This window comes from Ancylobacter sp. VNQ12 (genome assembly GCF_049445835.1).
GTDB lineage: Bacteria > Pseudomonadota > Alphaproteobacteria > Rhizobiales > Xanthobacteraceae > Ancylobacter.
This window is the reverse complement of the sequence record NZ_JBMSDU010000019.1, coordinates 17,647-26,943: the sequence shown is the minus strand read 5'-3', so window position 1 is coordinate 26,943 and position 9,297 is coordinate 17,647. Positions and strand designations below refer to the sequence as shown.

14 protein-coding genes are annotated in these 9,297 nt (G+C 62.2%); 5 read left to right on the top strand and 9 right to left on the bottom strand.

Features of this window, described 5'->3' with window-relative positions; all coding sequences use genetic code 11:
* Positions 1-7: 7 nt before the first annotated feature.
* From ACO2RV_RS20290 to ACO2RV_RS20280, 3 genes are all read left to right on the top strand, one after another.
* Positions 8-478: a cupredoxin domain-containing protein gene (locus tag ACO2RV_RS20290; RefSeq protein ID WP_423296063.1), complete on the top strand. Its 471-nt coding sequence runs from the start codon at positions 8-10 to the stop codon at positions 476-478.
* Between the two features lie 26 nt (positions 479-504).
* Positions 505-789, top strand: a complete 285-nt coding sequence (locus ACO2RV_RS20285; protein ID WP_423296062.1) for a copper-binding protein — start codon at positions 505-507, stop codon at positions 787-789.
* 238 nt (positions 790-1,027) lie between these two features.
* On the top strand, positions 1,028-2,146 hold the full coding sequence (locus ACO2RV_RS20280) for a L,D-transpeptidase family protein (RefSeq protein WP_423296061.1): 1,119 nt from the start codon (positions 1,028-1,030) through the stop codon (positions 2,144-2,146).
* 709 nt (positions 2,147-2,855) lie between these two features.
* On the opposite strand, the gene ACO2RV_RS20275 is transcribed toward ACO2RV_RS20280, so the two are convergent.
* Positions 2,856-3,050: a hypothetical protein gene (locus ACO2RV_RS20275; RefSeq protein ID WP_423296060.1), complete on the bottom strand. Its 195-nt coding sequence runs from the start codon at positions 3,048-3,050 to the stop codon at positions 2,856-2,858.
* A gap of 522 nt (positions 3,051-3,572) precedes the next feature.
* Here ACO2RV_RS20275 and ACO2RV_RS20270 point away from each other — a divergent pair.
* Positions 3,573-4,196 carry an acyl-homoserine-lactone synthase gene (locus ACO2RV_RS20270; RefSeq protein WP_423296059.1) on the top strand — a complete coding sequence of 208 codons (624 nt, stop codon included), beginning with the start codon at positions 3,573-3,575 and terminating at the stop codon, positions 4,194-4,196.
* A 28-nt stretch (positions 4,197-4,224) separates the two neighbouring features.
* Positions 4,225-4,470 carry a hypothetical protein gene (locus ACO2RV_RS20265; protein ID WP_423296058.1) on the top strand — a complete coding sequence of 82 codons (246 nt, stop codon included), beginning with the start codon at positions 4,225-4,227 and terminating at the stop codon, positions 4,468-4,470.
* 313 nt (positions 4,471-4,783) lie between these two features.
* Here ACO2RV_RS20265 and ACO2RV_RS20260 read toward each other — a convergent pair whose 3' ends face one another.
* The 8 genes from ACO2RV_RS20260 to ACO2RV_RS20225 all read right to left on the bottom strand — a co-directional run bounded on the left by ACO2RV_RS20260 (position 4,784) and on the right by ACO2RV_RS20225 (position 9,255).
* Entirely contained in the window at positions 4,784-5,368 is a 585-nt protein-coding gene (locus ACO2RV_RS20260; RefSeq protein WP_423296057.1) for a transglycosylase SLT domain-containing protein, read from the bottom strand.
* 80 nt (positions 5,369-5,448) lie between these two features.
* Positions 5,449-5,820: a hypothetical protein gene (locus ACO2RV_RS20255; protein ID WP_423296056.1), complete on the bottom strand. Its 372-nt coding sequence runs from the start codon at positions 5,818-5,820 to the stop codon at positions 5,449-5,451.
* Between the two features lie 200 nt (positions 5,821-6,020).
* Positions 6,021-6,506, bottom strand: coding sequence for a hypothetical protein (locus ACO2RV_RS20250; protein WP_423296055.1), 486 nt, complete (start codon positions 6,504-6,506; stop codon positions 6,021-6,023).
* Between the two features lie 179 nt (positions 6,507-6,685).
* Positions 6,686-7,231, bottom strand: a complete 546-nt coding sequence (locus tag ACO2RV_RS20245; RefSeq protein WP_423296054.1) for a hypothetical protein — start codon at positions 7,229-7,231, stop codon at positions 6,686-6,688.
* Positions 7,228-7,788 (bottom strand): thermonuclease family protein, encoded by a 561-nt coding sequence (locus ACO2RV_RS20240; RefSeq protein WP_423296053.1) that lies wholly within the window; start codon positions 7,786-7,788, stop codon positions 7,228-7,230. Before ACO2RV_RS20240 ends, ACO2RV_RS20245 begins: the two co-directional genes overlap by 4 nt.
* 13 nt (positions 7,789-7,801) lie before the next feature.
* Positions 7,802-8,143 carry a single-stranded DNA-binding protein gene (locus ACO2RV_RS20235; RefSeq protein WP_423296052.1) on the bottom strand — a complete coding sequence of 114 codons (342 nt, stop codon included), beginning with the start codon at positions 8,141-8,143 and terminating at the stop codon, positions 7,802-7,804.
* 24 nt (positions 8,144-8,167) lie between these two features.
* Positions 8,168-8,755: a thermonuclease family protein gene (locus ACO2RV_RS20230; protein WP_423296051.1), complete on the bottom strand. Its 588-nt coding sequence runs from the start codon at positions 8,753-8,755 to the stop codon at positions 8,168-8,170.
* 2 nt (positions 8,756-8,757) lie between these two features.
* Positions 8,758-9,255 (bottom strand): hypothetical protein, encoded by a 498-nt coding sequence (locus ACO2RV_RS20225; protein ID WP_423296050.1) that lies wholly within the window; start codon positions 9,253-9,255, stop codon positions 8,758-8,760.
* Positions 9,256-9,297: the final 42 nt, after the last annotated feature.

Genomic DNA, 9,297 nt, shown 5'->3' with positions numbered 1-9,297 from the left:
ATACTGCATGCAGACGAAAATCTTGCTCGCCGCTCTTGCGGTCTTATCGCTCTCAACCGCCGCTTTGGCGGACGCTGGCCATTCCCATGGTGAAGAACGCGCCTATGGGGTGCCTGGGGACCCCGGGAAACCTGGCCGCGTCATTCAGGTCACCATGCGCGAGACGGAGGGAAAAATGGAATTCGTCCCGAGTCGTCTCGAAATCCGGAAGGGGGAACAGGTTAAATTCGTCCTCCGCAACAATGGAGAGATGGACCACGAGATCGTTCTCGCGACGCTCGAAGAAAACATGAAGCATGCGGTCGAGATGGCAAAGAATCCCGACATGGAACACGACGATCCCAACGCCAAACGCCTTGCTCCGAAGAAAACCGGAGAGATCGTTTGGCGCTTCACCAAGGCTGGTGAGTTTGACTTTTCCTGCCTGATCCCTGGCCACCGCGAATCCGGAATGTTTGGCAAAATCATCGTCAAGTGACGCCTTCACAAGAGAGGAGCAAATCGATGCGTAAATTCGTCATAGCGGCAGCCATCTCGGCGTTCGCCACAGTTGCGTTGGCCCAAGCCGCAACGGTGGATGGGCAGGTTACCAAGATCGACGAAGCGCAGGGCAAGATCACGCTCAAACATGGGCCCATAAAGAATCTCGACATGGACGGGATGACGATGGTCTTTGCGATTGGTGATCCTGCTCTGCTCAAGACCGTAAAGCTCGGTGATAAGGTCAAGTTCGAGGCCGATCGGGTCAATGGCCGCCTGACAGTCACGAAGATCGAAAAATCGAAGTGATACCGATGGGGCGCGCCCGAGGCGCGCCCCATCCATCAGTAGGCCGAAGTGATCGATCTTAGACTTGTTTCGCGCTGTGAGCTCCGTAACCCTCTGCCGGTCAGCATTTGCTGCTTGCGAAGATCCACTCTGTGCATGCGCGCTTGAGCCGACCATACGGCCACCGGTCGTTTTCCCACGAAGACCATCAAGAGCCGCGGGTCAGTACTGCCAGACGCGATCCTTTCAGGAGAGATTGATGCTGCGCTCACTTCATGATGCTAGCAACAGGTTGTCCGGTGCGACCAACGATAGAGCAGACCGTCACCGGCGCGGCCCACCTGCAACGCAGTGGGTCAGTATCTTTGTGCGCCCAGCTCTCCTCGTCACACTCGCCGCGTTGGTCGCCGCGTGCGCCGGCATACCCATTGACGATCGCGCCGAAGCGCCCATACCTGCGGAACTTATGCGGCAGATGGCGGAGCGTGGCATGTCCCCAGCCGACCCAATCCTCATCCGGATCTACAAGAAAGAGAGTGAACTCGAAGTTTGGAAACGAGATTCGTCGGGTCGCTACGCACTACTCAAGAAATATCCATTGTGCCGTTGGTCGGGAAAGCTCGGACCGAAGAAGCAGGAGGGTGACCGTCAGGCGCCCGAAGGCTTCTACTCTGTAGCAGCAGCCCAATTGAACCCCCGATCGCAATATTACCTATCGTTCAATCTAGGATATCCGAACCGTTTAGAAAAGGCGTTGGGATACGAAGGTAGCGCTCTAATGGTTCATGGAGCTTGTACATCGTCTGGTTGTTTTGCGATGACAAACGACGGCATTACTGAAGTATATGCACTCGCGCGCGAAGCACTAGCGGCGGGGCAAGTCGGCTTCCAAGTGCAGTCGCTGCCGTTTCGAATGACCCCTCGAAACTTCGCTTTGCATCGCGAGGATCCCAACATTGCCTTCTGGCAAAATCTAAAGGAAGGTACCGACATCTTCGCGGTGACCAAAGTGCCTCCACGAGTGTCCGCGTGCGGAGGACGGTATCGATTTTACGGCGCAAGCGAGACTGTTACGACCGACGGCAATCCGTTGGCCCCATGTCAAGCTACCCCAAACGCTGATGCTGATGAGGCGTCGCTCGTTGCACGACATAGGCTCGAGGACGCGACCGCAATCGCGCGCTTATCGCAAAGCGAGCCAGCGGTGCGCTCGGCCTATGCAGACGGCGGCATGCACGGGACATTCCGTCAGTATCTGCGCAGATTCGGACCGCAAAAACTCGCCTCGGTCACATCTGCAAACATTGAGGTCAGTCGACCTGACGCTGCATTGGCGGATCCGTTTGTGGGTCCGGATGATAGCAACGATCCGGAATAGAGGCCGTATATTCTCTATTATCATTCGGGCGTACGCACGAAGATCTTACTTTTCGGGAAAGAACTCCCTTCCGCCAAGCCACTCGCTGCGCGCGTTCAGAGAAACGGTACCACAATTCCTATGCGATGAGCATCCGCCGAACCACATGGTTGTGCGCCCCGAATCGATGTAATCAATTGGATCTGGCTGTTCGGAATCAGGATTGGAACCTCCAATGTGGCTGTCGACCCAAATGCGCCGAGTGCCCAGAAAGAGTGAGCGCTTCCGACCGTCATTGACCATCTCGCGCGAACATGCAGCTGGCTAGCGAAGTGGATCCGCTGACGAGCTAGTGATGTATCACCTCGCCAAATGTGATCAGAGACTAGGCACCTTGTTCGACCGTGAGGCAAGCCCGGACGGCAGGTGGAGCGCTCAAGCGTGTGTAGACGAGATTAACGACCGTCACTAAGCCTGAAGGGCACGCCGCCGGCGCGCCCTTCATCATCACCTGATTTCCAGAAGAAATTCCGAACACGAGCCTCAGCCAACGTGGGCGGCCCGTAGACCGACGTTGTTCCCAAGGATCGGGACCGCTTCCGGCTGAACTAACTTGCCGCATGCCGCAGGATCGTTATCTCAGTGCCGCGGGTCGCCCATCCTACTAGATCGTGCCCGACCTAGCCGCGAACCCGGACAGGCAATGCGATCAGAACTTAGGCTGGCAGCATCAGCGGCCGAGCTGATCCTGACTGACGGGTAGGCTAGACGGCGCGGGACCTGACGGATAACTCCCCTGCTGGACGTCCCTGAATTCGTGGCGCTGTTGAGCGTCTGCCGAGAGCGTCGGCGAATAATAATCGGCCATGACTCCCCCAGAAGTGGCGATGATGATTGCAGTGCACGCCATTATGATCTTGATCATTGGATTCACCTCGATGTTTCATATTTAGCTCTATCGAGCACGAAACTGAGTACGACAGCGCTTCCGCTCAAGATGTGAAATTAATCACAGCTACAATCACGAAAAATTTAGGGGTAAAATACAGACTCAACAATGTCATAAATTATCTGTTTACATTTGACTTCAGCGCTCCATCCATCCACGTCTGTTCCACTGGACCAATACACGGCAGGGGCGGAAAACTGCGTGCTGACGGATGCCCGCTCGACGTCCTCTCTCGTCAGCGCAACGCGACCCTAGGGCACTCACCACTGAACTAGGTCGCTGCGGTCAAATCCCGCAAGACAGTCAAGATACGTTCGGCCCTCCTAGTAGAGGACGCGGTGCAGCACGGTAGGTCCCATTTGGAGCGACAGTTCAGCTTCCTCTTCCGACCGGCCCTGTGCACAACCCGCGAGGGCGAAACAATGGTCGTTTGTGACCATACCGCGAATTTTTCGAGCATGAACAACTCGGCTTGAACAACAAGCCGAGGAACCTGTCATGCTCTTGGTCATTCCCGGCTCGGACGTCGAGCGCCACACTGCGCTGATGGACCGAGCCTATCGCCTGCGTCATGCAATCTTCGTCGAGGAAAAGGGATGGGAGGATCTGCGCCATCCTGACGATCGCGAGCGCGACCGTTTCGACGACGAGCACGCCATTCATCAGATCTGCCTGCATGGCGACGAGATCGTCGGCTATCAGCGCCTGCTGCCGACTACGCGGCCCCATCTGCTCAGCGACGTGCTCGGGGATCTGTGCCGGCGCAAGGCGCCACGGGGGCCCCGCGTCTTCGAGTGGACCCGCTTTTGCGTGGCGCCCGGATATCGGGAGATGCGCCCGCGCGGCACGGGTCCTTTCCTCGAACTTGCACAAGGCGTCGTGGAATGGGGGATGGCCAACCGGGTCGACACGGTGACGGTGGCGATTGACTGGCGGCTGATGGTGATCGCGATGCAGCTGCGCTTCTTCGTCCGACCGCTCGGCTTTCCCAAGCGCATCGGTCGCGACGAAGTCGTGGCGCTGCGAATGTCGTTCAATTCCGAGACCCTCGCGGCGATCCACGAGGCCCGCGGCACGACGGAGCCGGTCCTCGGCAGGCCGCCCTGGCCGGTCGCCGCATGACGACGTCAAAAACAACGGAGGAAACCAAGTGATTCGGACTGCCGATACCAAGATCGTCGCCCATGAACTGCACGCTCGCTACGATCCCGCACGCGCGGTGACCCTGATCGGGCGCACCTTGCAGAAGGCGCTGTTTGCCGGGCGTTCAGATGAGGTTGTCTTCTGGGCGCTGGTCCACGCGCACTATCGTGGCGGCGATCTGTGTGAATCGACCGAGGAGCAGCTGAGCGCCTTCTCTCCCTTCATCATCCGCGACCCGGGCGAGCTGAACTGAAGGTCGTCGTTTCCAGGGTCACGGCTGCATCCAAGCCCTCGATCAGCCGCGACCGGCCGTCCGAGAACTGCGGCCGCGGATGATCGCGGATGTGAGCGGCAAGAGGGGAAATCCGCAGGGGGCGCCATTTCGGATGGATATGGTCCGCTCAACCTGCAAGCCCTGATCCTCGTTCAGACGATGCGCTGCCCGCGTGTGCCGTCGCGTCGTCGAAGACGATTCCAGCCGGGTGACTTCCTCGGGCAATAGGTCCGGGGAAGTCCGGTTGGCAGAGCGCTGCTTGTCCAGATCCCAGCGGCCATCCTGTAGTGCTTCAAACTTGGCTTGGCGCCACAATGACGTTCGCCTGCTCGGCCGTCGGCGCATTGGCAGCGAGACCGGTCGAGGTCGAGAAATCGCCGGGGCCCATTGTGCAGGCTTGTGTTCCGCACGCGGATGCCAGCAGCGCCGGGTCACTCTTGAGGCTTTGGTTAGCCGCGGCAACACCCTTGGCCCATCCGGCCTGCTCCCCGGGCCGGGGCGATCCGTTGTAGCGGGAAGCCAGGCAGCTATAGTCGTAGCCGCATGCATTGTACGCGGCCTTCAGCACCTGCATGCCGCCGAGAATATTCTCCTGGTTGATGTCGCGATTATACCCGTATTGCGCGCCGGTCTTCTTGGTGAGCTGCATCGGGCCTTTGACCCCGGTGTCGGAACCAGCGCATGAATTGAAACCGACCGATTCGTGGTAGCTCACCGCGAGAGCGAGGTCGGTCGGCACGCCGGCGTTCTGCGCGGCGGCGTACACCATCGCGACGTTGTTCGGCTGGTTCTTCATGGCGGTGGGCAGAGAGCCGCCCGACTTGCTGGTGAAGCCGTCGGGGCAAAGCGAGTCCAGCGAGTCACGATTTTGCAGCATGCGATCGCCGTCGGCGCAGTCAGAGGCAAGCGCGACCGATGCTGCGAAGCACAGGAGGAGGGGGGCCGTCAGTCGCCGTCTCATGGCGCCTCGCAGAAATTATAGCGCGTGTTGTTGTAGTCGAACGCCCGGCTCGAGCGCGCGACGATGGTCGCATCGGCAGTTGTACGGTCGGGATCCTTGTCGATGTCCTCCAGCTTCGGTTGGTCGGCGCCCTGCGCTTCGACGCAGGTCGAGCGGTAGCCGTTGCGCCGAGCCAGCGCATCCGTGCGGCAAAGCTGATAGTGGCCGGAGAAATTCTTGCCATCGAAATAGAGCTCGCCGGCGCCGCCGATGCCCTGGCAGCCTATGTCGGCGGGAAGGTAGACGCCCGGCCGCAGGGAGCTGATCTCGACCGCCAAAGACGGGGTGGCGAGGAAGGTGAGAACGAGGGAAGACGCTGCGATACCCATGGCTAGCCTCCTGGCGATGCCGCGAGAGCCGGCCATCCGGCCGAGGCCGGTCAAGGCCACGCGGAGCGTGCCCGTAGGGTTGCCTTGACCGCGACGCAGGCCTGTGTGGCAGGCTCCGCCCGCGATCGGCAGACGGTCTGGGCAACGCCGCGCTCTAGAAGCGATCCCCGTCATCACTCTCTCCGTGGCGGTCGCGGCGATCACGGCAGGTGCTCCGCGAGTGGGATCGAATTCGAGCAGCCGTCTACCGCCTGGTGCGCGACGAGCATCCCGATCTTCACGGTCTTGGTTGCAACGTCGTAGGAGGCATAGGGCGCCGATGCGGACGGATCGAGCGTCGCACCGGGCGCGGGTTCGAGGAAGCAGCCCCGACCGGCATCGAGCGTTCGCACCCTGACGCCCTCGTAGATCGCCACGCGCATCGGGCAAAGTTTCACCCGCGCGGCCGCGTCACGGTTCTCTTGCTTCATGACGCAGCCGCTCGCGGTGTTGAGAAGGCTCACCACGACCGATCGTGCGCGGCTCCAGATCACGAAATGCGCCTCGGTGACGGGTGCATTGCCGCCAAGAAACCGGCGATCGCCGCTTTCGCGATAGAGCTGGTTGTTCTTGTCGATCTCGTCCTTCCAGATTTCGGCGTAGATCGCGGTGTCAGGCGCCGGGCCTTGCAAGTTGGCGTAGGACATTGGCCGCCACGCCGCAGGGTCGGGAGTGAGGGATTGCGCGTGAATGCCCATGGCCGTCACCATTTGCAGCAGAAGGCTTAAAAGGGTCGCGCGGCACAATGGCGCCAAGAGCCCTCGCCGACTTGTATAATATCTAATATAATGTCTCAACCCGGCTTGCTTCGCCATCAGGGAATTCGCTACTCGTAACGAGGTCGGCCGGCCAGCCACGACCAGAAGTCCTTGGGCGAGCCCTCGCGCCCGCGCCAGGCGACCGGGGTCCGCGGGGGATAGACTGGATCCATCGTCCAAAGCTTGCGGTCGTAGTAGAAATTCGCGGTCTCGCGCCAAAGCCGTGCGCCGCGCTCGTCCAGGAAGTCGGTGGCGCAGTGCACCACGGGACCGCGATAGCGCGTGACCCTGGCGGTCTGCGGGTCCAGCGCGCCGGGCTTGCAACCGAACAGCCAGATCGATGACGGATAGCTCCGGCCGGCCGGCGCTGCAGCGATCAGGCGGAGATAGGCGGCATTGGCCTGCGGTTGCGTCGGATAGTCGAAACGCTCCGTCAGCACCGGGGCGAAGGTCGTCCGATCCGGCGCGTATTCGAGACGGCCTGGAACAACCCGCATCGGCGCGTACAAGGCGTCGGGCCCGAGCGGGGGAGGGGCAATAGTGACCGGCCTCGGCTCGGCGCAGCCGGCGACGAGGATCAGAAACGGCAGGAGCTGGGCGAGCCTGGCGGTCATTGCCGGGCCTCTTCGGCAACCGCCCGTCGACCCTCGCCGTGTTGCGCGCGCCAGTCCCACGGCATCTGGAACACGCTCGACCACAGGCCGCGATAGGCCTTTCGTGCCTGCTGCTCGGCGAGCGAATAGGACGCGATGACGGGCTCCTCGGGGCTGGATGGCGCCAGCACCGCCACGCCGTCATGAAGCATCCCGGCGGCGAGATCCGGATAGCTCGCCGACGCGCAGCGGGCGACGCGCTCGCCGCCGTTCTCACGAACGGTGACACAGGCGAGCCACTTGTTGAGGGTCGCATTGACCAGCCATGCGGTCGCCATCGTCCCGCAGGGCCAGGGCTGCCGGCTGAGCCGCGCGAGCTGACCGGGAGCGCAGGTGTCGATGCCGGAAAGGCGGTAGACGTCGCCGGTCTCGATGTCCCGGAAGTGGGTGCCGTCGATCACCTCGACCCGGATCGGGGAAACCTGCGGGGCCATTTTTGGCCGGTACAGGTTGGGGGTTGGGCTCGCGCTTTGCGCAAGGCAGGGCGCCCCCGAAAACAGGAGGCAGGCTCCGAGCATGAGCTGGCCCGCCCTACGCCGCGGCATCGTCGCGCGCGCCGAGATCGAGCTTGTGGAAGGCGCTGGCGATCACGTCTGTGGTGTAGACCGTCTCACCGTCCTTTCCCTTGTAGGATCCATCGGCGACCCGGCATTCGGCGTAGACGGCGTCGCCCTTCGCGACATTGGCGATCGCCCATTCGGCGACCCGCTCGTTGAGGATGGTGACGGTCACCCAATCGGTCTCCTCGTGGCGCTCGCCCTTGGCGTCGGTCCAGATGCGGTCGGTCGCGACATTGATCTTCGCTGCCTTGTTGAAGGCCTTCGGTGTCTGGCCGACATGGCCGCGGACAATGAACAGGTTGGTGGTTCGCAAGGGGCTCTCCTTTTGGTTCGGGAATCACGGGGCTGGCGCGTTCGGCGGGGGGAGGCTTTCCTGCCGCAGCGCGCGCAGGATGATCGCGTTGGGATCTGGCAGGTCGGGGAACGCCCAGAGGCCGGCGCGGGTGGATCGGGCGAGCGCCTGTGCCTCGAGATAGGGAGCGTGGACCGGCGCGCCGTCGGGCTTGAGCGCGGCGAAGGCGAAGCCCGTCGCGATCAGCGCAGTGCCGAGGTCGATGCGCGATCCCTTGCCGGCTCCCTCCATGCGGGTCGCGACACAGAAGACGAACATGGTCCGCGTTTGACGAGCCTCGGCCGCGTCGTAGCACTGAGGTCGGAGATCCCGGATCAGCGCGATCAACATGGCGAGCGAGGCTTCGCCGCAATCGCGCCTGACCCCGTGCGTGTTGGTGAAGCTGGTGCCGCGCAGGCAGGATTGCACACCATAGAGCCGGAAGGTCGTGCCGCCGTCGGACCAGCTGTCGCCGGTCTGGTAGACGGCGGTGTCAGGCACGGGGAACCACCGGGAGGAGGCCGACTGGGCCAGCGCTGCGCCGTCAGCCAGGCTCAACGCTGTAAGTGCGGCGGCAAGCGACGTCCCGCGCATGCTCAATAGCCCTGCAGCGAGAAATAGAAGCGTTGCGTCCCGTTCGCCGTCGTGATGTCGACGAAATAGGGCTCGCTGCGCAGCGGTCGCGCCGTGGTGGGATAGCTCGTGCGGCAGCCATCGTCGCCGGAGCAGATCCGCCGCGGTTTCGACAGGTCGGCGCAGAGATCGCCGTTCGGGCTGGCGGAGAACCCATCGGTTCCATCAGCATTCATTTGTCCGGCGGTGCGGCCAGCCGGGCAAGCTTCGAAGCGCTCATATCTGAGCCCGCTGGTGTTGCCCTCCGGACAGGTCGGCCAGCCGCCGCCGCGGGCGAGCTGGCGAAACAGCTGCTGCATGACCGGAACGCAATAGGCGATGCCCGACCAGGACGGGTTGGTGGCGGCGGCGCACAGCAGCACCTTGCAGCCGAACGAAGCGTCCTGAGCCGCCGCGCGCGGCGCCGGGCCGAGCGCCGCAGCGGCCAGGACCGAGATCACCAAACCAGCACGCCGCTGCATCTTTCCTCCGGGATCAAGACCGGCCGCAGATCCGGGAACGAG

Coding starts and splice junctions, on each gene's coding strand:
- ACO2RV_RS20250 (WP_423296055.1), bottom strand. CDS start 6,506: ATGTCCTACGCCAACTTGCAAGGCCCGGCGCCTGACACCGCGATCTAC.
- ACO2RV_RS20225 (WP_423296050.1), bottom strand. CDS start 9,255: ATGCAGCGGCGTGCTGGTTTGGTGATCTCGGTCCTGGCCGCTGCGGCG.
- ACO2RV_RS20275 (WP_423296060.1), bottom strand. CDS start 3,050: ATGATCAAGATCATAATGGCGTGCACTGCAATCATCATCGCCACTTCT.
- ACO2RV_RS20230 (WP_423296051.1), bottom strand. CDS start 8,755: ATGCGCGGGACGTCGCTTGCCGCCGCACTTACAGCGTTGAGCCTGGCT.
- ACO2RV_RS20280 (WP_423296061.1), top strand. CDS start 1,028: ATGCTGCGCTCACTTCATGATGCTAGCAACAGGTTGTCCGGTGCGACC.
- ACO2RV_RS20290 (WP_423296063.1), top strand. CDS start 8: ATGCAGACGAAAATCTTGCTCGCCGCTCTTGCGGTCTTATCGCTCTCA.
- ACO2RV_RS20240 (WP_423296053.1), bottom strand. CDS start 7,788: ATGCTCGGAGCCTGCCTCCTGTTTTCGGGGGCGCCCTGCCTTGCGCAA.
- ACO2RV_RS20260 (WP_423296057.1), bottom strand. CDS start 5,368: ATGCTGCAAAATCGTGACTCGCTGGACTCGCTTTGCCCCGACGGCTTC.
- ACO2RV_RS20245 (WP_423296054.1), bottom strand. CDS start 7,231: ATGACCGCCAGGCTCGCCCAGCTCCTGCCGTTTCTGATCCTCGTCGCC.
- ACO2RV_RS20255 (WP_423296056.1), bottom strand. CDS start 5,820: ATGGGTATCGCAGCGTCTTCCCTCGTTCTCACCTTCCTCGCCACCCCG.
- ACO2RV_RS20270 (WP_423296059.1), top strand. CDS start 3,573: ATGCTCTTGGTCATTCCCGGCTCGGACGTCGAGCGCCACACTGCGCTG.
- ACO2RV_RS20285 (WP_423296062.1), top strand. CDS start 505: ATGCGTAAATTCGTCATAGCGGCAGCCATCTCGGCGTTCGCCACAGTT.